The 20,836-nt window shown below is 69.4% G+C and carries 19 protein-coding genes and 1 riboswitch; of the genes, 7 read left to right on the top strand and 12 right to left on the bottom strand.

Annotated features, from left to right (window positions below):
- Position 1: 1 nt before the first annotated feature.
- The 3 genes from egtB to ACZ1DY_RS21205 all read right to left on the bottom strand — a co-directional run bounded on the left by egtB (position 2) and on the right by ACZ1DY_RS21205 (position 3,664).
- On the bottom strand, positions 2–1,351 hold the full coding sequence (egtB, locus tag ACZ1DY_RS21215) for an ergothioneine biosynthesis protein EgtB (protein ID WP_465485486.1): 1,350 nt from the start codon (positions 1,349–1,351) through the stop codon (positions 2–4).
- Positions 1,348–2,610: a glutamate-cysteine ligase family protein gene (locus ACZ1DY_RS21210; protein ID WP_257487061.1), complete on the bottom strand. Its 1,263-nt coding sequence runs from the start codon at positions 2,608–2,610 to the stop codon at positions 1,348–1,350. The genes egtB and ACZ1DY_RS21210 overlap by 4 nt, the downstream gene beginning before the upstream one ends.
- A gap of 115 nt (positions 2,611–2,725) precedes the next feature.
- Complete coding sequence (locus tag ACZ1DY_RS21205; protein WP_192744463.1) at positions 2,726–3,664, bottom strand: LysR family transcriptional regulator; 939 nt, start codon at positions 3,662–3,664, stop codon at positions 2,726–2,728.
- A gap of 161 nt (positions 3,665–3,825) precedes the next feature.
- Here ACZ1DY_RS21205 and ACZ1DY_RS21200 point away from each other — a divergent pair, with 161 nt between their 5' ends.
- The gene (locus ACZ1DY_RS21200) at positions 3,826–5,013 is read left to right on the top strand and encodes a Glu/Leu/Phe/Val dehydrogenase dimerization domain-containing protein (RefSeq protein WP_465485485.1); all 1,188 of its coding nucleotides are present in this window, start codon (positions 3,826–3,828) and stop codon (positions 5,011–5,013) included.
- 71 nt (positions 5,014–5,084) lie between these two features.
- Here ACZ1DY_RS21200 and pip read toward each other — a convergent pair whose 3' ends face one another.
- From pip to ACZ1DY_RS21175, 5 genes are all read right to left on the bottom strand, one after another.
- Positions 5,085–6,032: a prolyl aminopeptidase gene (gene pip, locus ACZ1DY_RS21195; RefSeq protein ID WP_465485484.1), complete on the bottom strand. Its 948-nt coding sequence runs from the start codon at positions 6,030–6,032 to the stop codon at positions 5,085–5,087.
- Between the two features lie 149 nt (positions 6,033–6,181).
- A complete protein-coding gene (locus tag ACZ1DY_RS21190) occupies positions 6,182–6,913 on the bottom strand; it encodes an ESX secretion-associated protein EspG (protein WP_257489989.1) in 732 nt (243 codons plus the stop codon).
- A gap of 24 nt (positions 6,914–6,937) precedes the next feature.
- Complete coding sequence (locus tag ACZ1DY_RS21185) at positions 6,938–8,278, bottom strand: WXG100 family type VII secretion target (protein ID WP_257487064.1); 1,341 nt, start codon at positions 8,276–8,278, stop codon at positions 6,938–6,940.
- Positions 8,275–8,901 carry a DUF3558 domain-containing protein gene (locus ACZ1DY_RS21180; RefSeq protein WP_465485483.1) on the bottom strand — a complete coding sequence of 209 codons (627 nt, stop codon included), beginning with the start codon at positions 8,899–8,901 and terminating at the stop codon, positions 8,275–8,277. The genes ACZ1DY_RS21185 and ACZ1DY_RS21180 overlap by 4 nt, the downstream gene beginning before the upstream one ends.
- 2 nt (positions 8,902–8,903) lie before the next feature.
- Positions 8,904–9,302, bottom strand: a complete 399-nt coding sequence (locus ACZ1DY_RS21175; protein ID WP_257487066.1) for a hypothetical protein — start codon at positions 9,300–9,302, stop codon at positions 8,904–8,906.
- Positions 9,303–9,504: 202 nt separating this feature from the next.
- Here ACZ1DY_RS21175 and ACZ1DY_RS21170 point away from each other — a divergent pair, with 202 nt between their 5' ends.
- The 5 genes from ACZ1DY_RS21170 (at position 9,505) to ACZ1DY_RS21150 (ending at position 14,334) form a co-directional block, all read left to right on the top strand.
- Positions 9,505–10,101, top strand: a complete 597-nt coding sequence (locus ACZ1DY_RS21170) for a TetR/AcrR family transcriptional regulator (protein ID WP_125678272.1) — start codon at positions 9,505–9,507, stop codon at positions 10,099–10,101.
- Between the two features lie 158 nt (positions 10,102–10,259).
- On the top strand, positions 10,260–11,606 hold the full coding sequence (locus ACZ1DY_RS21165) for a hemolysin family protein (protein WP_465485482.1): 1,347 nt from the start codon (positions 10,260–10,262) through the stop codon (positions 11,604–11,606).
- On the top strand, positions 11,603–12,646 hold the full coding sequence (locus ACZ1DY_RS21160) for a hemolysin family protein (protein WP_465485481.1): 1,044 nt from the start codon (positions 11,603–11,605) through the stop codon (positions 12,644–12,646). Before ACZ1DY_RS21165 ends, ACZ1DY_RS21160 begins: the two co-directional genes overlap by 4 nt.
- A complete protein-coding gene (locus ACZ1DY_RS21155) occupies positions 12,643–13,554 on the top strand; it encodes a 3-methyladenine DNA glycosylase (protein ID WP_465485480.1) in 912 nt (303 codons plus the stop codon). Before ACZ1DY_RS21160 ends, ACZ1DY_RS21155 begins: the two co-directional genes overlap by 4 nt.
- A 93-nt stretch (positions 13,555–13,647) precedes the next feature.
- Entirely contained in the window at positions 13,648–14,334 is a 687-nt protein-coding gene (locus ACZ1DY_RS21150; RefSeq protein ID WP_257487070.1) for a hypothetical protein, read from the top strand.
- 294 nt (positions 14,335–14,628) lie between these two features.
- Here ACZ1DY_RS21150 and ACZ1DY_RS21145 read toward each other — a convergent pair whose 3' ends face one another.
- Both ACZ1DY_RS21145 and ACZ1DY_RS21140 read right to left on the bottom strand, forming a co-directional pair.
- Positions 14,629–15,453, bottom strand: a complete 825-nt coding sequence (locus tag ACZ1DY_RS21145) for an aldo/keto reductase (RefSeq protein ID WP_465485479.1) — start codon at positions 15,451–15,453, stop codon at positions 14,629–14,631.
- 48 nt (positions 15,454–15,501) lie between these two features.
- The gene (locus ACZ1DY_RS21140; RefSeq protein ID WP_465485478.1) at positions 15,502–16,320 is read right to left on the bottom strand and encodes a helix-turn-helix domain-containing protein; all 819 of its coding nucleotides are present in this window, start codon (positions 16,318–16,320) and stop codon (positions 15,502–15,504) included.
- A 114-nt stretch (positions 16,321–16,434) separates the two neighbouring features.
- Here ACZ1DY_RS21140 and ACZ1DY_RS21135 point away from each other — a divergent pair, with 114 nt between their 5' ends.
- Complete coding sequence (locus ACZ1DY_RS21135; protein WP_465485477.1) at positions 16,435–16,797, top strand: nuclear transport factor 2 family protein; 363 nt, start codon at positions 16,435–16,437, stop codon at positions 16,795–16,797.
- 3 nt (positions 16,798–16,800) lie between these two features.
- Here the strand turns inward: ACZ1DY_RS21135 and gcvP are convergent, their stop codons facing one another.
- Positions 16,801–19,680 carry an aminomethyl-transferring glycine dehydrogenase gene (gene gcvP, locus ACZ1DY_RS21130; RefSeq protein ID WP_465485476.1) on the bottom strand — a complete coding sequence of 960 codons (2,880 nt, stop codon included), beginning with the start codon at positions 19,678–19,680 and terminating at the stop codon, positions 16,801–16,803.
- Positions 19,681–19,850: 170 nt separating this feature from the next.
- Positions 19,851–19,952, bottom strand: a riboswitch (glycine riboswitch).
- Between the two features lie 46 nt (positions 19,953–19,998).
- Entirely contained in the window at positions 19,999–20,580 is a 582-nt protein-coding gene (locus ACZ1DY_RS21125; protein ID WP_005150040.1) for a MerR family transcriptional regulator, read from the bottom strand.
- Positions 20,581–20,836 lie beyond the last annotated feature (256 nt).

Here is a 20,836-nt window from a genome sequence, read left to right as displayed (position 1 = left end):
CTCAGGCCACCTCGCTCGGACGGGCGTCCCTGGCGCAGCGGAATCCGGAGAAGATCTGCCGCCGGATCGGGTGATCCCAGTTGCGGAACGTGCCGCGGATGGCCGCGGCGTCCGTGCCGAAAGAGCCACCTCGCAGAATCCGGTAGTCCCCGCCGAAGAACACCTCGGAGTACTCCTTGTACGGGAACGCGGCGAATCCCGGGTACGCCTCGAAGCCGCTGCTGGTCCACTCCCAGACGTCGCCGATCAGCTGGTGCACGCCCAGCGGTGAGACACCCGCCGGGTACGCGCCGACCTCCGCGGGCCGCAGATGCCGCTGCCCGAGATTCGCGTGGTCGGGAGTGGGTTCCTCGTCGCCCCAAGGGAACCGGCGCGACCGGCCGGTCGCCGGGTCGAACCGGGCGGCCTTCTCCCATTCCGGCTCGGTCGGCAGGCGACGCCCCGCCCAGGCGGCGTACGCCTCGGCCTCGTGGAAGGAGACGTGGACGACGGGTTCCGCGGCGGGCACCTTCTCGTAGACGCCGAACCGCGTCCGCCACCAGCCGTCCTGCTCGCGTTTCCAGAAGCGCGGCGCCTGGATGCCGTGCTCGCTCCGGTACGCCCAGCCACGTTCGCTCCACCACTTCGGGTCTTCGTAGCCCCCGGAGTCGAGGAACTCGGCGTACGCCCCACAGGTGACCGGTGTGGCGTCGATGAAGAACGCCTCCACCGCGACCTCGTGCGCCGGTCGCTCGTTGTCCAGCGCCCACGGCTCGGCGGAGGTGCCCATGGTGAAGACGCCGCCGGGGATGAACACCTCCGACGGCAGTGGCCCGGACCGCGACGGCGGCGGCGCGGGCGCGTGCAACACCGGATCGCCCTTGCGGAGCTGGTGGGTGGCCAGCATCGTCTCGTCGTGCTGCTGCTCGTGCTGGGTGATCATGCCGAAGGCGAAGGCGTCCTCGGTGAGCCGCCTGCCTTGCAGCGGAACGGTTTCCAGGATGTCGAAGGATTTCTCCCTGACCTCGCGGACGTACTTGCGCGCCTCCTCCGGGCCCAGCAGCGGGAGCGCCGGCCGATCCGCGCGGGCGTGCTGGAACGCGTCGTAGATGTCGTCGATGTCGGGCCGGAGCGCCTCACGGCCGCCCACGTCGCGCACCAGCCAGAGCTCTTCCTGGCTGCCGATGTGCGCGAGGTCCCAGACCAGCGGCGACATCAGTTTCGAATGCTGGCGGACCAGGTCTTCGTCGTCCACGTCCGTCAGCGCGACGCTGCGCTCGCGGGCCCTGGTGAGCGCCTCGGCCGCGTGCGCCCGCAGGTCTTGCGGGCTCAGCGCGCGAAGCGGGTTGGTCTCGGTGCTTTCCACGCTCATGACTGGTGGCTCCTCGAACCGCGCAAGAGGGACTGCACGCCCTCGCTGATCTCCGTGATGGTCTCCGGCGGCAGACCGGTGGTGCCGAGTTCGGCACAGCCGAGGTCCACCACCTTGCTCGCGACGGTGGCGATCGCCGGGTCGGCCAGGCCGCGCCGGGCCGCCCGCTCCCAACCGCCCGCGACCGGTTCGCACAGTTCGAGCACCTTGTCCACTGTGGACGGTCGCGCGAGCAGTGCGGCCAGCAGGGCGACCGGGTGCAGCCACCTGGCGGCGGGCTGGGCGTCCAGGTACCGGATCTCCAGATACCCCTGTGGCCGGACCGGGGTGAAGAAGGTCGTCAGGTGATAGGCCAGGTCTTCCTCGGTCGGCCTGCCGAGCCCGGCGCCCTCGCCCCGTCCGGCGATCCAGTCGGCGAAGGTCAGGGAATCGGGCGCGTCCCAGCGGCCGTCGCCACCGGGGAGCACCATCAGCGGGGTGTCCAGGATCCGGCGCGCCCATGCACCCGCCGGATCCCGGGTCGGTTCCGCCGACCGGGTGCGGACCTTTTCCGTCTCCATCACGGCCAGCCAGCGCGCGGACGCGTGGCCGGTGTCGCGTCCGGCGTGGACCCGGGAGTTGGCGAAGGTGGCCAGCAACGGCGGGCCGAGCGCGTGGACGGCGGCCCAGCGGTCGGCCAGGTCGCCGGCCTCGCCGGTGTCCACACAGACCTGAAGGCCGGCGGTACTGCACATCATGGTCGCGCCCCCGGCTCCCATGGGGGCGAAGCGGCGTTCCATCGCCGCGTAGCGCGGTGTGCCCAGTTTGCGGGCGGGGGCGCGATACCTGTCTATCCCGGAATCACCCAGGTACAGGCCTCGGGCGGCGAGAAGGTTTTCGAGGTGGGCCAGATCGGCCGAGACGACGGCGTCCAGCTGGCGCAGCGTGGTCTGTGGCCGGGCGGAGATCTCCACCTGACATCCGGGCTCGAGGCTCAGCGGCGAGCCTGCCGGAAGCGGGAGGGCGGGGCTGTCGGGGCGCAACGTCCGCGGGGTGTGCGGGCCGAGCGCGGAGGCGAGATCGTCGGGGTCGAGAGGCCGGGCGGGCTCGTCGGCGTAGTGCACGGTGAATTCCAGCTCTACGCCGAGGAGTCTCGGTGGGCCGTGCTTGAAGCACACGGAAGCCACATACGCCTCGCCCTCGGCGCGGTCCGAGAGGACCTTCGCCGTCGCGTTCGACGCGCTCCCGGACTTCTCGGGGAAATCATGAACAGTAGTCATCTTTCCGCCGTCCAGTCGGTTGTCCGATAACTGAGATACCTTGACTTCGGACGCTACACGCGGGGTCCGACAAATTCAGGCCGGTTCTTGCGGGGCAGGATCCCCCGACCACCTCTTAGGACCGGGCGATTCCGGGCAAAGCGGGCTCCGTGCCGAGTCCCAGCGCGGCTGCCGCGTCGCGGACCGCCTCGATCACCAGCTGCAGCGCCGGTCGCCGCGACGAGGTCGTCCGGTAGGCGATCGAAACCGTCCGGAGCAACGGTGTGGTCAACGCGACGACGTCGATCCCCGGCGGCCGGAGGCCGAGCCCGAGATCCGAAACGAGGGTCACCCCGAGCCCCGCCCGGACCATCGCCATGGCCGTCGACTGCTCCTCGACCTCGTGGTTGATCTTCGGCTCGAACCCGTGGCGAAGACACGCCGTGCGCACCGCGCGGCCGAAGTGGCTCTTCGGGCTGGCGAGGATCCACGGGTGCTCGGCCAGTTCGAGCAGCGACGCGCTCCCCGCGGGGACGGCGCCGGCGGGCACCGCTGCGTGCAGCCGCTCGACCGCGATCACCGCGCGTTCCAGACCGGCGTCCCACGGCATCGGCGCGTCGGAGTAGTCGATCACGAACGACAGGTCCAGTTCGCCGTCCCGGACGGCGTCGGCGGTGTCCTCCGGCGCCAGCTCGCGGGTCCGGACCTGGATGCCCGGATGCGCGCCCGCCAGCGCGGTCAGCGCGTGCGGAAGCAGCCCCGAAGCGACCGACGCCCACACCCCGGCCATGAGCCGTACCGAAACGGTCTCCTGGGCCTCTTCCAAGGCCAGCGTCGCCCGCTCGACGGACCCCAGGATCTCCTCGGCGTGCTCGGTGAGCAACAGCCCCAGTTCGGTCAGCTGAACACGCCTGCCGAAGCGTTCGAACAGCTTCGCGCCCACGTCCCGCTCCAGCTGCGCCAGCTGCTGCGACACCGCCGAAGCGGTGTAATGCAGCGAAGCGGCGGCCGCCGTGACGGTGCCACGACGGCTCAGCTCGCGGAGCATCCTCAGGCGGTGCAACGAAAGCTCCATGACCCCAACGTAATCGGGCGCGGTCACGGACGCCGGATGGCGCGTTACACCAGTTTCTCTGCACGACATCGTTCAGATTCGGTAAATGGACGCCCGTGGCGGGCAGGGCGCACCCTCGGAAGTGGCGCAGGACGACCCCGTATCCCGAAGGAGGTGGCCGCATGGCCGCGAGGAACGCCGAACCGCTGATGAGGCTCATCTGGACCGACCCCGTCACCGGTGCCACCGGCTACCTCGTAGTGCACAGCCTGGTCTCCGGTATCGCGACCGGCGGGACCCGGATGCGCGCGGGCTGCACGATGTCGGAGGTCGAGGACCTGGCGAGGGGGATGGCGAACAAGACCGCGACCTTCGGCCTGCCGGTCGGCGGAGCCAAGGGCGGCATCGACTTCGATCCGAAGGACGAGCGCGCTTTCGGTGTGCTGGAACGGTTCTGCGCGTTCCTGCGGCCGTGGATCGACGGCCACTGGGTGACCGCCGAGGATCTCGGCGTGCCCCAGCACCTGATCGACGAGGTGTTCGCGAAGCTCGGGCTCGAGCAGTCGTACCACGCGGCGATCCGCCGTTCGGCCGATCCGGCGCACACCCTTCGCCGCGTGCAGGCCGGGTTGAGCACCCCGGTCCCCGGCGGGCTCCTGCTCGGTGACGTGATCGGCGGTTACGGCGTCGCGCAGGCCTGCCTCGGTGTCGCGGACGCTTGGGAATGGGCCGCCGAGAACACCACGGTCGCCGTCCAGGGCATCGGCACCATGGGCGGCGGGGCGGCCTGGTACCTGCACGAAGCCGGGATGAAGGTGGTCGCGGTCGCCGACGCGGCCGGGACGCTGTACCGGCCCGAAGGCCTCGACATCCCGGCGCTGCTGGAGCTGCGGGACGCTTATGGCGAGATCGACCGTAGCCGCCTTCCCGCCGACGTCCGGCTGCTTCCTCGCGACGAGATCGTGGCGACGGACGCCGACATCCTCGTCCCGGCGGCGATCTCCTACGCGCTGCGCGCCGGGAACCAAGGCGCGGTCAAGGCGAAGGTCGTCATCGAAGCCGCCAACGCGGCGACCACTCCCGACGCCGAAGCTGGACTGGCCGCTCGCGGCATCCCGGTGATCCCGGACTTCGTCGCGAACGCGGGCGCGGCAGCCTGGGCCTGGTGGCTCCTGCTCGGCGAGGTCGGCGCCGATCCGGCCGATTCGTTCCTGCGCCTGCGGACCGAGATGCGGGCGAAGGTGGCACTGCTGCTGAGCTCGTGGAATCTCGACCGGATCCCCCCGCGCACCACCGGCCTGCGGCTCGCCGAAACCACCCGTTCGGACGCCTCCACTCCCGAGACCGCCCCCGCGCTGGTCATCCCCTGACGTCATGCGCGTGAAGGCCCCCTTCCCTCGGCTCAGTCGCGGGAAGGGGGCCTTCACGCGCGATCCGTCGCTCAGGAGGCGAAGCGGTCCGTCGCGCCGATGAGGACTTCGCGCATCGGCTCGTCCTGGGTGCTGTGGCCGACCTCGTCGATGATCACCAGTTCGCTGCCGGGCCACGCGTGGGCCAGTTCCCACGGGGTACCGATGAGGTTGCCCAGGTCGAGGCTTCCTTCGGCGAGCACGGCCGGGATGTGGGCCAGCTTCCCGGCCTCCCGCAGGACCACGCCGTCGTCCAAAAAGGATCCGTGGCTCCAGTAGTGGGTCACCAGCCTGGCGAAGGCGAGCCGGAACTCCGGCGTCTCGAAACTCTTGTAGGGCGGGGAAGTCGGGACGATCGCGTCCTCCCAGGCGCACCAATCCGCGGCGGCCTTCTCGTGCACCGCCGGGTCCGGGTCCATCAGCAGCTTCAGGTAGGCCGCCGCCAGATCGCCGTCGCGATCCTCCTCGGGAACGCCGTCGCGGAACTTCGCCCACGCTTCGGGGAAGACACCGCCGAGACCGCGGGTGAGCAGGTCGGTCTCGCTCCGGCGGCCGGTGGCCAAGCCCATCAGGACCATCTCCGAGACCCGGTCCGGATGTCGCTGGGCGTAGACCAGCGCGAGCACCGAACCCCACGATCCGCCGAAGAGCAGCCATTTCCCGATGTCCAGATGCTCGCGAAGCAGCTCCATGTCGGCGAGCAGGTGGTCGGTGGTGTTGGCGGAGAGGTCGGCCTCGGGCTCGCCCGCGTGCGGCGTGCTCCGGCCGCAGCCACGCTGGTCGAAGAGCACGACCCGGTACTTGGCCGGGTCGAAGTACCGGCGCAGGCCGGTGCTGCACCCGGTCCCCGGGCCGCCGTGCAGCGTGACGGCGGGCTTGCCGTCGGGGTTCCCGCAGACCTCCCAGTACACGAGGTGCCCGTCGCCGACGTCGAGCATCCCGTGGTCGTACGGTTCGATTTCCGGATACAACCGTGTCACGTTCTCGTCCTCCCAGACCGCGCCCAAAATACAACAGCGCTGTCACAATAGCCGGGGAGCGCTCCTGGGCGCGCGTGCTTTAAGTACATGAAGGCCCCCTTCCCTGCGTCTGGCGCAAGGAAGGGGGCCTTCATGTACTTGGGCTGTGACTAGCCTGGCAAGGTCCCGGAGACGTGCCGGAGCGCGTCGGCCAGCTCCGCCGGGCCCGCGGGTCCGATGTGGACCACCGCGTCGTTGCCGTGCCCGGTCGTGTAGCTGAGGTAGCGGCCCCAGTCCGTGTCGGCGAAGTGGAGCGGATCCTCGACGGCCACATGCCTGCCGATCTCGTCCCGCTTGCCGACGTAGAGCTCGCCGCTCCCCTCGACCGGCCGCTGCACGAGGCTGACGATGTCCGCGATCACCGGGGGCAGCGAATGCGTGTCCGGGCCGCGCCGGGCCGCCTCTTCGAGCTCGTACGCGCGGACCGTGCGAAGCCTGCCGCCGCCCGCCGGAACGGGCGGCAGCTGTTCGATCAGCGTTTCCGGCAGCCGACGCCGATCGATCTCCTGCAACCCGACCCAGTCACCGGACGCCACGGCCAGGACCGCCTGCAAGCCGAGCGAGGCGGCGAGGAGGCCGTAGGTCTGGCCTCCGGCGTTCACCCAGCCGTAGTACTCGATGGCCGGTTTCGTGAGCACCGGAAGCCAGTCCAGGAAGTCGACCGACGCACGGCCGCTCGAATCCAGCAGCCCTGCCTGCGCCAACGCCGCTTCGACTCGCTTGTCCGCTTCCGCGCGAGCCGTCCTGGACAGCCAGCGCGGCTCGGGGCGCAGCGTGATGTGCAGGTCGCCGACGCGTTCGCGTTCGGCGAGCGCCGCCAAGGCTTCGACCGGGACGTCCACCCGGCCCGTTCTGACGGTCATCCGCTACTCGCCGATGACCGGCGGACTGGTCCGCTGGTCGGTGCCGAAGATCGCGTCGGGGTCGGCCTCGATCAGGTAGTCGGGACGCTGGTGCTCGTCGTCCTCGTCACCGTCGGCACGCCTGCCGCCCGCCCCCATCGGGCCCATCGCACCGGCGCCGCCACGGCCGGCGCCACCGCGCCCACCGGCCAGGTCTCCGCCGCCCAGACCGCCGAGCCCGCCCATGCCGGAACCCCGGCCCGCGCCCAGACCGCCCGAACCGGGCCCACCGGGACCGCCCGCGCGACCGCCGGTACCGCCCTCACCGCCGAGCAGCCTGCCGGCCGCGCTGTTGGGGCCGGGAACGTTGCGTCCGCTGGTGCCGCCGGGCGGGTTCTGCCCGGTGTTACCGCCGGGGTTGTAGTTCTGTCCCGGCCCGTTCGGGAGACCGATGACGTTGTCCGAGTCACCGGGTCCGCGTCCGGGGACCCGGCCCGGGATGTCGGTCGTCGGTCCCGGCTTGCCCTTGCCACCGCCGGTCGGGCGCGTGGTGTCGTCGTCGCCGGTACCCGGCGGCTTCCGCGTCGGCGTCGTGATGTTGCCGTCGGGCCTGTCCCTCGGCGGCACCGGACGGTCCTCGTTGGTGCCCGGCCTGTTCTGGTTCTGGTCGCCGCCCGGCCTGTTCTGGTTCTGGTTGGTGCCGTTGTCGTCCGTGCCGCTGGTGTCGGTGCCGTCGTCGTCACCGCTGCCGTTCCTGCCGGGCTTCACCGGGGGGTACGGCGGAATCACGATCGGGGGCGTACCGCCGGGGGTCTTGACGCTGACGTTCGCGCCGTCGTTCTTCAGGACGCCGTAATCGGTCGGCAGGCTCGAGCTCGTGCTGCTGGTGACCGAGTCGTATTGGTCCATCACCCGGACGTTGTTCTGGTTCGCCGCCTCGTGCTTCGCGACGCCCTCTTGGTAGTTCTTGATGTCGTTGTTGACCATGAACGGCCCCGCGATGGGAATGGCGCCCTTCAGGCCGGTGGTCCAGGGGTTGGGCTTGTCCGGCTTCGGCGGCACGGGCACGACCGACGACCCCGAGTCGTCGAAGCTGTCGGCCTGGGTCGTCACCGAATCCCTGGTCTGGAACAGCGGATCCGCGGTCTCCTTGAAGGCCTGCTCGAGCGGGCCCGCGCCGGCGTTCGCCGCGTCGGCGGCGGAGCCCGTCCAGGACGAGGTCATCCGCGTCTGCAGGGACTTGATGGCCATCCCGCGCTCGACGTAGGCCTCCGAGAGTTTCGCGATGCGATCGGCCGCCGAACGCAGGTTGCGGGTATCGCCCTGGGTGAAGTTCTCGAAGATCTGTTTGCCGTCCACCCTCATGCCCCCTTGAGTGTCTTGATCAGGGCCGACGCGACCTTCTGCGCGGTCCCACAGGAATCCTGTTCGTTCTCGTAGCCCTCGGCTTGGGCGCTGATCGCCAGGTCATCGGCGACGCCGACCGAAAGGTCGCAGTTGCCACGCGCTCGCCGGTCCTGCAGTCCGTAATAGACGGTCGGATAGCCGTCGACGTCGGGGCCGGGCTCCAGGAACTTCAATTGCCCGGCTTCCTTGGCCTTGTGCAGGCCTGTCAGGCCGCCCATGCCCTTTTCGCGGTTGCCACTGCCGAGGATGATCTGCAGACTTTCGGCCTTGCCCCGGATTCCCCAGCTGCAAGCGGGGTTACTGGTGTCGTTCTTCGGTTCTCCTGGCTCCGTGAACCCCAGTTCCGCAGTCGCGGCCGCCGGGAGCAGCTTGCACGCGTCACCGACGAACGCCGAGGCGTCCAGGGGATTCGTCACCTTCGGGACGTTCGGGTCTTCCGGCGCGGCCGAGGGAGCCGATGACGGTACCGTTCCCTGGGTGGGGCTCGCTGTACCTGGAGTCTCCCCCGCGCACCCCGCGACCACGGCGGAAACGAACAAGAGCGCCACCGCGGCGGCACGATTTCTCAACACGTTCGGCATCCTCAGGTCGTGCGCAGGGTGTTGGCCTGATCGGTGGCCATCGTCTTCGTGCGAGCGAGCTCGAGTTTCTTGATGTACCCCTCGATGTAGGCCTTCATCGAGTCGTTCTGGTTCTGCAGGGAGATCAAGGAGGTGATCCCGGAATCGACGTAACTCGAGCTGGCTTCGTCCTTTCCCGGCGGCATCAGGTCCTCCGAGATGCGGCGGATCTCGTCGCCGTCTTTCACGACCTTCTCGAGCTCGTCTTCCCACAGCCCGATGACGGTCTTCAGCTCCTCGGGGCTCATCTCGAACCCGCCGCCGCCACCGCCTCCACCGCCGTAGACGGTCGGCTCCTTCGGCGTGGTCAGGTCACCCCAGACGGCCTTGATCGCGCTCGCGGCGTCGCCGATGATGTTCACGCCCGCACCTTCCCCTCAGCATTCACGCACCGTGACGGACAAAGCGTAGCCAAGCGGCGGACGGCGTGTCAGCCGATCCGGCCGAGTAGTCGGACGTGTCGCGAGGCCGTTCGGTTCCCGCGGCGGCCGATCATCCCGCGAACCGGTCACAGTACGTACGTACGGATTGCATTGAGCGGGTCCTCGGTGACAGGATTCCAGGATGCCACGGGTCAGCCAGGATCACCTCGACGCACGCCGGCGCCAGATCCTCGACGGCTCCCGCGTGTGCTTCGCACGCTATGGCTACGAGGGTGCCACCGTCCGGCGGCTGGAGGAAGCCACCGGCCTTTCCCGCGGTGCGATCTTCCACCATTTCCGGGACAAGGAGTCCCTCTTCCTGGCCTTGGCCGAGGACGACGCGGTGCGCATGGCCGACATCGTCGCCGAGCAGGGTCTCGTCCAGGTGATGCGCGAGCTGCTGACGAACCGCAGCGAGCACCCCGCAGACTGGCTCGGCACGCGGCTGGAGGTCTCCCGGCGGCTGCGCACCGACCCCGAGTTCCGCGCCCGCTGGGCCGAGCGATCCCACCAGCTGACCGCCGCGACCCGCCGTCGTCTGCTGCGTCAGCGCGACGCCGGGATCCTGCGTGACGACGTGGACGTCGACGTCCTGACCGCGTACCTCGAGCTCGTCCTCGAAGGTCTCGTCTCGCACCTGGCGATGGGCCAGCCGGGTGACGATCTCGGCCCCGTCCTCGACCTGGTCGAGGAGAGCGTGCGGCGGCACCGGGCCCACGCGGCCGGGGGAACGCGTTAAGATTGTCCCATCGCCGCAGTACAGCGGTGGTGTCTGTTGGTTTCCGATCGAGGAGTGACTCTTTTCGTGCGCGACGCGCAGTCACCTGGTGACAGTATCGAGCCGGGTGGCACACCCGGCTGTTCCGCTGATCTTCCCGCCGTCCCCGTCGGCAGGGAATGATGGAAGTCCTGCTCGCCGTTCTCGGCATCCTCCTGTTCCTCCTGCTGACCGTCGGCACCGGCCTCGCCGTCGCCGCCGAGTTCTCCCTCACCGCGCTCGAGCGCAGCACGGTCGACGCGAACGTCCGCCAGGTCGGCGACAAACGCGCGCACACCGTGCAGAAGGCGCACCGCACGCTCTCGTTCCAGCTGTCCGGCGCGCAGGTGGCGATCACCATCACCACCCTGATCACCGGTTATCTCGCGGAGCCGGTGATCGGTGACCTGCTCCACCCGCTGTTCACCGCCGTCGGGTTCTCCGAGGGCGTGGCGAACGGGGTGTCGCTCGCGGTCGCGCTGATCCTGGCCACGTCGCTGTCGATGATCCTCGGCGAAATGATGCCGAAGAACCTCGCGATCGCCCGGCCGCTGCAGACCGCGCGCGCCGTCGCGGGGTACCACTCGCGGTTCTCGTCGCTGTTCCGCTGGCTCATCACCCTGATGAACAACAGCGCCAACTTCCTCGTCCGCAAGTTCGGCGTCGAGCCGCAGGAGGAACTGCGGTCGGCCCGGTCGCCGCAGGAGCTCGGCTCGATCGTGCGGTCCAGCGCGGAAAGCGGCACGCTCGACACGTCCACGGCCGAACTGCTGGACAAGTCGCTGCGCTTCGGCGAGCGGACGGCCGACGAGCTGATGACGCCCCGCGTCCAGCTCGAATCGCTGACCGTGGACGACACGATCGCCGACCTCATCGAGATCTCCCGCCGCACCGGCTTCTCGCGCTTCCCGGTCTACACCGAGGACCTCGACGACGTGCAGGGCGCGGTGCACATCAAGCAGGCGTTCACCATCCCGGCCGCCCAGCGCGCCACGGTACGGATCGGCTCGGTCATGCGGCCGATCCCGACGGTGCCCGAATCGCTGCCGGGCGACTCGCTGCTCAACCGGCTGCGCGATTCCCGGTTCCAGCTCGCGATCGTCGTCGACGAGTACGGCGGCACCGCGGGCCTCGTGACCCTGGAGGACGTCGTCGAAGAGATCATCGGCGACGTCCGCGACGAGCACGACGAACGGGAAGCGCCGTCCTCCCAGCAGGTCGGCGCCGACAACTGGCTCGTTTCCGGGCAGCTTCGCGCCGACGAGGTCACCGACGAGACCGGGTTCCGGATGCCTGACGGCGACTACGAGACCATCGCCGGGCTGATCCTCGAGCGGCTCGGCCGGATCCCCTCCCCCGGCGACGCCACCGATCTCGACGCCTGGCGGCTCACGGTGACGAAGATGGACCGTCTCCGCATCGCCGAGGTCGAAGTCCGCCGGGTCAGCGAAACCGCGACTTCCGCCGAGCAGGAGCCCGCCCGATGAACGACTGGTTCAACATCTTCCTCGTCGTGGTCCTGCTGCTGGCCAACGCGTTCTTCGTCGGCGCCGAGTTCGCGCTCATCTCGTCGCGGCGCGACCGGCTGGAAGCCTTGCTGGAGCAGGGGAAGACCCGCGCCAAGATCGTCATCAACGCGAGCAAGAACGTCTCGCTGATGCTGGCGGGGGCGCAGCTCGGCATCACCATCTGCTCGTTGCTGCTGGGACGGCTCGGCGAGCCGGCCGTCGCGCACCAGCTGGCCGGCTTCTTCGAGCTGTTCGGGCTTCCCGACGTCCTGCTGCACCCGATCTCGTTCGCGATCGCGCTGGCGTTCATCACCATCCTGCACGTCCTCATCGGCGAGATGGTGCCGAAGAACCTCGCGATCGCCGAGCCGGAACGGCTGGCGCTGTGGCTGGTCCCGGTGCACGTGGCGTGGGTGAAACTCGCCAACCCGTTCATCTGGCTGCTGAACTTCGTGGCGAACTCCCTGCTGCGGCTGTTCAAGGTGGAGCCGAAGGACGAACTCGAAACCGCCTACACCTCCGACGAGCTCGCGGAACTGCTCAGCGAGTCGCGGCGCGAGGGGCTGCTGGAGCATTCCGAGCACCAGCGGCTGAGCAAGACGCTGTCCTCGGTGGAGAAGACGGTGGCCGACGTGCTGGTCCCGACCGCGCAGCTGACCACGCTGCCCTGCTCGCCCACATTGGGCGACGTCGAGCGCGCGGTGTCCTCGACCGGGTTCTCCCGTTTCCCGGTGTGCACCGACGACGGGACGCTGACCGGCTACATCCACGTCAAGGACATCCTCGACCTCGTGGGCGAGGACCCGACCACCGTGGTTCCGCCGGACAAGACGCGCGCGCTCACCGAACTGCACGCCGACGCCCGGCTCGACGACGCGTTGTCGGCCATGCGCAAGGAAGGCAGCCACCTGGCGCGGGCGTTGAGCCCGGCGGGGGCGGCGGTCGGCGTCGTCGCGCTGGAGGATCTCGTCGAGGAATACGTGGGGACTGTCCGCGACGGTACCCACGTCATGTCGTGACCGGCCCGATCGTCCTTCCCGAGCCCGTCTGGCGGGCTCGGGAAGACGAGCACGTCACGCGGATGCGGCGCTGGACGACCCCGCACCAGCGCCGCCGATCACGGGGCGAAAAGCATCCGGTGCTCGACTTCCTCTTCACCTACTACTCGCACCGGCCCGGGCATCTCGAACGCTGGCAACCGGGTCCGGGGGTCGTGCTCGAAGGCGCGTCCGCCCGGCGGTTCCTGGAGCGGAAGGGTTACCTGGAGGCCCCGGAGGGCGTCATGCTCGATCGGGCGGGCTTCACCGAGGGCCGGGCCAAGACCGCGGAATTCGTCCTCGGACTGCTTTCCGCGACCGCGTCCCGGTCTCCGAGACTCAGTTGTTTCGGGCTGCATGAATGGGCAATGGTTTACCGGGAATCGGCGGATGAGGTTCGTCACTCACAACTTCCGCTCCGGCTGGGTTCGGCCGGCACCGACGGCGTGGTCGAGTCGCTGGAGATCCGGTGCGGGCATTACGACGCGTTCCGGTTCTTCACCGAACCCGCCCGGCCTCGCAACACGCTGCGCCCGGCGCGGGAGAACCAGACCGAGTTCGAGCAGCCGGGCTGCCTCCACGCCAACATGGATCTCTTCAAGTGGGCGTACAAACTCGATCCGTTCGTGCCCGCCGAGCTGGTCGGGGACTGCTTCGAACTAGCGGCGGACATCCGGGAACTGGACATGCGGGCCAGCCCGTACGATCTGGCGGAGTTCGGGTACTCCCCTGTCCGGATCGAGACCCCGGAAGGCCGGGCCGAGTACGCCCGCGCTCAGGCCGCGTTCGCCCGCCGGGCCGCGCCGCTGCGTGAGCACCTGATAGCGCATTGCCAACGGCTCCTCGCCGGGTTAAAGAAGGTGCCCGCGACACGCGGAAAACAACTGTGAGTCGTCGCATTCCCCGTAACATCCTCCCCTGTTAGAGTGATAACGGTTTGATTGCATACGCAGCGCGAGCGCGCACGTTTCGAAAGGACAACGATGGGGCGACACAGCGCGGTCGAGGAGCCGGTGCCGCATCCCCTCGACCCGCCGAAGCGGCCTCAGGGCCGCGGTGAGGCGACCGGTTCACACCGGATCGTCGGGAAGAAGGCCCCGCGGCGCCGGATCGCCAAATGGCCGATCGCCTGCCTGGTCCTCGTGGTCCTGGTCGCGATCGGCGTGTTCGGCTGGAACTGGGCCGACGGCGAGCTCAACACCCGTGCCGAAGCCCAGGCCAAGGCGTGCAGCGCCGGCGACACCCCGATGCGGATCATCGTCACCCCCAGCATCGAAAAGCCCGTGCGAGCGGCGGCCGAGCGGTGGAACAACGCCGCGACCGTGGTCCGCGACCACTGCGTGGTCATCCAGGTCGACGCGCTGTCCTCCGCTTCCGTGCTCGACGGCCTCGTCGGCCGGACCAACCTGGACTCCATCGGCGGCCTCCCCGCCGCGTGGATCCCCGAGTCCACCTACTGGGTGACCGAGCTGAACACCGCCAAACCCGCGCTGGTCGGGTCGCCCGCCCAGTCGGTCGCGACGGCGCGTTCGGCCGACTACCCGCTCGTCGGCCTCGCCGGCAAGAGCATCGACGAGGTCCAGATGCGCGCCGCTCAGACCTTCCGTCAGTACCTGCAGCAGCCGGCCCAGCAGGCCGACTTCGCCGCCGCGGGTATCAAGGCCACCTGAGCCCCTCGAACCACGGGAAAGGCCCCTTCGCCGCTCGGGAAGGGGCCTTTCCCGTACCTCGGTCCTCGTGAGCGGCAAGGGCGTCAGTGCCGACCGCCGTGGCCTTCACGGACTCGACAATCGCCGCATTCGCCCCACAGGCACCATTAGCCACAACGACTGCGCGTGAAGGACCCCTTCCCTCGGCTCAGCCGAGGACCCTCGACCTTCGCACCTACCTCAAGTACATGAAGGCCCCCTTCCTTACGCCTGGCGTAAGGAAGGGGGCCTTCATGTACTTGAGGCAAACAAGGCTCAGGAGCCGAAGGTGTCCGGGTCCGGCCCGGTGCGCGTCCCGTCGTCGAACTCGGCGAGGGCCGCGAGATCGTCCTCGGCCAGTTCGAAATCGAAGACGTCGAAGTTCTCGCGAATCCGGGACGGCGTCACGGATTTCGGGATCGCGACCGTGCCGAGCTGCAGATGCCAGCGCAGCACCAGCTGTGCCGGGCTCTTGCCGTACTTGGCGGCGAGGGCGGTCAGCGTCGGGTCCGAGAGCAGCGATCCCTGCGCGAGCGGGCTCCACGCCTCGGTGACGATGCCGTGCTCGGCGTGGAACTCCCGCAGTGCCTTCTGCTGCAGCCGCGGGTGCAGCTCGACCTGGTTGACCGCGGGCACGATCCCGGTCTCGTCGAACAGCCGGCACAGATGCGGGACGTGGAAGTTCGACACCCCGATGGCGCGCGCCCGGCCGTCCGCGTAGAGCTTTTCCAGCGCCCGCCAGGTTTCGACGTACTTCCCGCGGGCGGGTGTCGGCCAGTGGATCAGGTACAGGTCCACGCGGTCCAGGCCGAGTTCCGCGAGGCTGGCGTCGAAGGCACGGAGCGCCTCGTCGTAGCCGTGGCCCGGATTCGGGAGCTTCGTGGTGATGAACAGTTCGTCGCGGGGTACTCCCGCCGACCGGATCGCCTCGCCGACACCGGCTTCGTTCCCGTAGGACGCGGCGGTGTCGATGCTGCGGTATCCGGCCTCGATGGCGGTCCGGACGACCTTGGCCGTGTCGCCCGCGGGGACCTGCCAGACGCCGAAACCGAGTTGGGGGATGGCTACCTCGTTGTTCAGGACGACGGAAGGCACGGCCATGGAAGAGGAATCCTCACTGGAGTCTGTGGCAGGGCTTCTTTCCCGGCATCATTCCACCCCGCGCGCCGCGTACGCGCGCAGATATTCCGCCGTGTCCGCGTCGGCCGGGAAGAAGGACTCGATCACCAGCTCGGCGACCGTGACGTCCAACGGCGTCCCGAAGGTGGAGACCGTGCTGAAGAAGGTGAGTTCGGCGTCCTCGTGCCGCAGCTTCAACGGGACGAAGATGTCACCCGGCCCGGGGACCTCCACCTCGGGGACGGGATCCGCGCACGGATAGGCGAGCAGTTCCTCCAGCAGTTCGGTCAGCGCCGGGTCGGCCGTCTGGATCACCTGCCGCCGCAGCCTGCCGAGCAGATGGGCGCGCCATTCCCCCAGGTTCAGCACGTGCGGCGCCATCCCCTCCGGATGCAGCGTCACCCGAAGGACGTTGACCGGCGGCGTCATCAAGGCGGGCGAGACCAGGCCGGTCATGATCGAGATGCTCGCGTTGGCGTCGACCAGGTTCCACCAGCGGTCGGCGACGGCGGCCGGGTACGGCTCGTGGCTGGTCATCAGCTGCCGGACCGCCTTGCGGACCGCCGCCATCTCCGGGGCGCCGAGGCCGCTTTCGGCGTACGCGGGCGCGTAACCGGCCGCCAGCAACAGCTGATTGCGTTCCCTCAAGGGGACCTCCAGGTGCTCGCCGAGCCGCAGCACCATGTCCCGGCTGGGCTTGGAGCGGCCGGTCTCCACGAAGCTCAGATGCCGGGTGGAGATGTCCGCCGAGATGGCGAGGTCCAGCTGGCTGATCCGGCGGCGGTCACGCCATTCGCGGAGGAGCTCGCCGACGGGGCGGCCCGCGGTCACTGTGGTCGTCACGATCACGAACCTACGCACCCCGGGTGTCGCGCCGCCATTACCTCCCGCGTAATCGACGGGACCCGCTTCAGCCGACAGAGTTGCGGCATCGGTTACCCCACAGGAAAACGAGGAGACACCATGTCGGACATCCAGCGCGTCGCCGAGCAGTACATCGCCGTGTGGAACGAGACCGACGCGGACAAGCGCCGCGCGCTCATCGCCGAAGTGTTCACCGAGGACGCCGCCTACACCGACCCGCTCGGCGCGGTCACCGGCCACGAGGGCGTCGACGGCTTCATCGCCGGCGCCCAGGCCCAGTTCGCGGGCTTGTGGTTCAGCCTGCCCTCGGCCCCGGACGCGCACCACGACATCGCGCGGTTCCAGTGGTACCTCGGCCCCGACGGCGCGGAAGAGCCGCTGGCGATCGGCTTCGACGTCATCACCGTCGAGGACGGGCGGATCAAGCAGGTGCTGGGCTTTCTCGACAAGATGCCCGGCTGACCCTCAGGCGAAGGCCTCCGGTGGCGGGCAGGAACAGACGAGGTTGCGGTCGCCCGCGGCCCCGTCGATCCGCCGCACCGGGGGCCAGATCTTCGACGCGGTGAACCCGGCCGGGAAGACCGCGATCTCCCTGCTGTACGGCCGATCCCATTCGCCCGCGAGACAGCGCGCGGTGTGCGGGGCGTTGCGCAGCGGGCTGTCGGCGACCGGCCACTCCCCCGCGGCGACCTTCTCGATCTCGCCGCGGATCGCGATCATCGCGTCACAGAACCGGTCGAGTTCGCCGAGGTCCTCGCTCTCGGTGGGCTCGACCATGAGCGTGCCCGCGACCGGGAAGGACATCGTCGGCGCGTGGAGCCCGTAGTCGGCCAGCCGCTTGGCGACGTCGTCGACCGTGACGCCGGTCCGCTTGGTGATCGCGCGGAGATCGAGGATGCACTCGTGCGCCACGAGTCCCTCGTGCCCGGAGTACAGCACCGGATAGTGCGCGGCGAGACGTTTCGCGACGTAGTTGGCGTTCGCGACCGCGGTCAGCGTCGCCCGCCGCAGGCCGTCGGCGCCCATCATCCGGACGTAGGCCCAGGAGATCGGCAGGATCGACGCGCTCCCCCACGGCGCGGCGCTGATCGGGCCCACCCCGGTGGCCGGGCCGGCGTCCGGTTGCAGCGGGTGGTTCGGCAGGTACGGCGCCAGATGCGCGCGGACGCCGATCGGACCGATACCCGGCCCGCCGCCACCGTGCGGGATGCAGAAGGTCTTGTGCAGGTTCAGATGTGAGACGTCGGCGCCGAACTTCCCGTACTGCGCCACGCCGATCAGCGCGTTCAGGTTCGCGCCGTCGACGTACACCTGGCCGCCCGCGTCGTGCACCAGCGCGCAGACCTCACGGACGGTGTCCTCGTAGACGCCATGCGTCGACGGGTAGGTGATCATGATCGCGGCGAGGTCGTCCGCGTGCTCGTCCACAGTGGACTTGAGGTGGCCGAGGTCGATATTGCCCTCGTCGTCGCATTTCACGACGACCACCCGCATCCCGGCCATGACCGCGCTAGCCGCGTTCGTCCCGTGGGCACTGGACGGGATCAGGCAGACGTCGCGTGCCGCGTTCCCGCGTTCGCGGTGATAGGCGCGGATCGCCAGCAGCCCGGCGAACTCGCCCTGGCTTCCGGCGTTCGGCTGCAGGGACACCGCGTCGTAGCCGGTGATGCCGGCGAGCCACCGCTCCAGATCCTTGACCACGGTGAGCAGCCCCGCAGCGTCTTCGGCGGGCGCGAACGGGTGCAGCCCGGCGAACTCGGGCCAGGTGATCGGCTCCATCTCGGCCGTGGCGTTCAGCTTCATCGTGCAGGAGCCGAGCGGGATCATGCTCCGGTCGAGCGCGACGTCCTTGCCGGACAACGACCTCAGGTACCGGAGCAGCGCCGTCTCCGAGCGATGCGCGTGGAAGACCGGATGCGTCAGGTAGTCGCTGGTGCGGCGCAGATCCGGCGGGAAGCCGTCCGCGGTGTCCGCGTCGAGCGAGTCCACATCGGACACCGCTATCCCGAACGCCTTCCACACCAGGGAAAGATGCTCGCGGGTCGTCGTCTCGTCACACGCGACGGCCACATGGTCGGAGTCCACGAGCCGCAGGTTGACCCCGAGTTCCCTGGCCGTGCCGACGATCCCCGCCGCACGCCCCGGAACGGAGACCGTCACGGTGTCGAAGAACTCGCAGTGCACGACGTCCACACCGTTCTCGGCGAGCCCCGCCGCGAGCACCGTGGCCATCCGGTGCGCGCGGTTCGCGATGGCGCGCAGGCCTTCGGGACCGTGGTACACCGCGTACATCGACGCGATCACCGCCAGCAGCACCTGGGCGGTGCAGATGTTGCTCGTCGCCTTCTCGCGGCGGATGTGCTGCTCACGGGTCTGGAGCGCGAGCCGGTACGCGGGCGCGCCGTCGGCGTCCTTCGACACCCCCACCAGCCGTCCGGGCAACTGCCGTTCGAGCCCCTGCCGGACGGCGAGATACGCCGCATGCGGCCCTCCGAAGCCCATCGGGACACCGAAGCGCTGCGTCGACCCGATCGCGACGTCGGCGCCGAGCTCACCGGGCGGGCGCAACAGGGTCAGCGCCAGCGGATCCGCGGCCATCACCACCGCCGCGCCCAGTGCCTTGACCTCGGAGATGGTGTGGTCCCATTCGCGGACGACACCCGACGCGCCCGGATACGACAGCAGCACGCCGAAGAAGTCCCCACCGAGCCCGAGCCCCGTGATGCCCTGGGACAGATCCGCGGTCACCAGCTCGATACCGAGCGGCTCGGCGCGGGTGCGCAGGACCTCGATCGTCTGCGGAAGGGTGTCCTCGTCGACCACGAACCGGTCCGACTTCGCCTTGCCCGCCCGGCGGACCAGCGTCATCGCCTCGGCCGCGGCGGTCGCCTCGTCCAGCATGGAGGCGTTAGCGATCGGCAGGCCGGTCAGGTCGGAGACCATGGTCTGGAAGTTCAGCAGCGCTTCGAGACGGCCCTGCGAGATCTCCGGCTGATACGGCGTGTACGCGGTGTACCAGGCCGGGCTCTCCAGCACGTTCCGGCGGATCACCGGCGGGGTCACGGTGTCGTGGTAGCCGAGGCCGATCATCTGGACCATCGGCCGGTTGCGCGCGGCCAGCGCGCGGAGCTCGGCGAGTGCGCCGGTCTCGGTCGCGGGCGGCGGCAGCTCCAGCGGTGCCGCGGACTCCCGCAGCGAGGCGGGGACGGCCCGCTCGGCGAGCTCGTCCAGGGAGGTGACGCCGACGACGTCGAGGATGCGGGCGAGCTCTTCAGCGCCGGGGCCGATGTGCCGGTCCGCGAAGGGGGTTCCGGATTCGAGGGCGGCCAGTGAACCGGGCTCCATCGGGGACCTCCCAAGACGCGGGGGTGGGGCCGGGACGATTGTCCTGGCCCTCCCCACTCTGTCCGTACCCCCGTGGGGGCGCCTGAGAGTTTCGCCCGAGTGTTGAGCCGGGCTTGCACCGTCGGCGGGGCCGCCAGGCTGTGACCTGGCGAACCACTTTCCAGAGGCGTCTCTTCCGCGCGGTCCAGGGTGCCTGAGAGGTTCCGGGGAGGACTTGCTCCTTCGGCGCCGAGCTCAACGGTTATCGGCTCGGTCTCTCCCGCGCGGATTCGTCGACCGCGGAAGTGAGCCTACCCTGCCGCGTCCGCGGCCTCATGATCAGCCGGTGCGACGGGCGTTGCGGCGCTGCGTGAGCTCGTCCGGTGTGACCGTTTCGATCACGCCGCCGTCGGCCCGCTCGGCCGGGAACTCGTGGATGGTGCCACTGATCTCCTGCATCGCGCCGCTGACCGCGATCCCGAAGACACCCTGCCCACCCTGGAGTAAATCGACGATCTCTTCGGGCGAAGTGCACTCGTAGACGGTGGTGCCGTCGGAGAACAGGGTGACCTTGGCGAGGTCGCGGACGCCGCGCAGGCGCAGGTGGTCGACGGCGACGCGGATGTTCTGCAGGGAGACGCCGGTGTCGAGCAGCCGCTTGACGACCTTCAGGACGAGGATGTCCTTGAACGAGTAGAGCCGCTGCGAACCGGAGCCGTGCGCAGTGCGAATACTCGGCGCGACCAGCTTTGTACGGGCCCAGTAGTCGAGCTGCCGGTAGGTGATCCCGGCGATCTGGCAGGCGGCGGGACCGCGGTAACCGACGAGTTCGTCCGGGAGGGAAGAGTCGGGGAACAGCTCGCCCTGCTCGCCGTCAGCGACCGGAACGAGCGGCTCTTGAGGGCTACCAGCCTCGACCACGCCATGCCTCCCCTCGCCCGACCTGGCGGCCGGCGAACAAAGCCGCGCGGACCCACGTGAGCCCGCACCGGAGTTCCTCGTCAAGACGAATGCCCCAGACATCCGAATCACACCTTGGCGATTCACCTCCATTGACGGTAAGCGCGTCCGGCAAACCGGTCAACGCGACGCGCGGTCCACCTCAAGCTCTTCTTGAGGCTTGTCGAGCACAGTCCCCCGTTCGGCTGCACCGTTGCCACTTTTACTCGGGCGTGTT

This window comes from Amycolatopsis sp. PSD-21, from assembly GCF_055561455.1.
Note: the sequence above shows the minus strand (reverse complement) of the source record. Positions and strands in the feature narration are given on the sequence as shown.

Excerpts from the sequence above, each read along its gene's own strand:
- ACZ1DY_RS21185 (WP_257487064.1), bottom strand. The coding sequence starts at position 8,278 with ATGAGGGTGGACGGCAAACAGATCTTCGAGAACTTCACCCAGGGCGAT.
- ACZ1DY_RS21180 (WP_465485483.1), bottom strand. The coding sequence starts at position 8,901 with ATGCCGAACGTGTTGAGAAATCGTGCCGCCGCGGTGGCGCTCTTGTTC.
- ACZ1DY_RS21165 (WP_465485482.1), top strand. The coding sequence starts at position 10,260 with ATGATGGAAGTCCTGCTCGCCGTTCTCGGCATCCTCCTGTTCCTCCTG.
- ACZ1DY_RS21135 (WP_465485477.1), top strand. The coding sequence starts at position 16,435 with ATGTCGGACATCCAGCGCGTCGCCGAGCAGTACATCGCCGTGTGGAAC.
- ACZ1DY_RS21150 (WP_257487070.1), top strand. The coding sequence starts at position 13,648 with ATGGGGCGACACAGCGCGGTCGAGGAGCCGGTGCCGCATCCCCTCGAC.
- ACZ1DY_RS21145 (WP_465485479.1), bottom strand. The coding sequence starts at position 15,453 with ATGGCCGTGCCTTCCGTCGTCCTGAACAACGAGGTAGCCATCCCCCAA.
- gcvP (WP_465485476.1), bottom strand. The coding sequence starts at position 19,680 with ATGGAGCCCGGTTCACTGGCCGCCCTCGAATCCGGAACCCCCTTCGCG.
- ACZ1DY_RS21200 (WP_465485485.1), top strand. The coding sequence starts at position 3,826 with ATGGCCGCGAGGAACGCCGAACCGCTGATGAGGCTCATCTGGACCGAC.
- egtB (WP_465485486.1), bottom strand. The coding sequence starts at position 1,351 with ATGAGCGTGGAAAGCACCGAGACCAACCCGCTTCGCGCGCTGAGCCCG.
- ACZ1DY_RS21210 (WP_257487061.1), bottom strand. The coding sequence starts at position 2,610 with ATGACTACTGTTCATGATTTCCCCGAGAAGTCCGGGAGCGCGTCGAAC.
- ACZ1DY_RS21205 (WP_192744463.1), bottom strand. The coding sequence starts at position 3,664 with ATGGAGCTTTCGTTGCACCGCCTGAGGATGCTCCGCGAGCTGAGCCGT.
- ACZ1DY_RS21170 (WP_125678272.1), top strand. The coding sequence starts at position 9,505 with ATGCCACGGGTCAGCCAGGATCACCTCGACGCACGCCGGCGCCAGATC.
- ACZ1DY_RS21160 (WP_465485481.1), top strand. The coding sequence starts at position 11,603 with ATGAACGACTGGTTCAACATCTTCCTCGTCGTGGTCCTGCTGCTGGCC.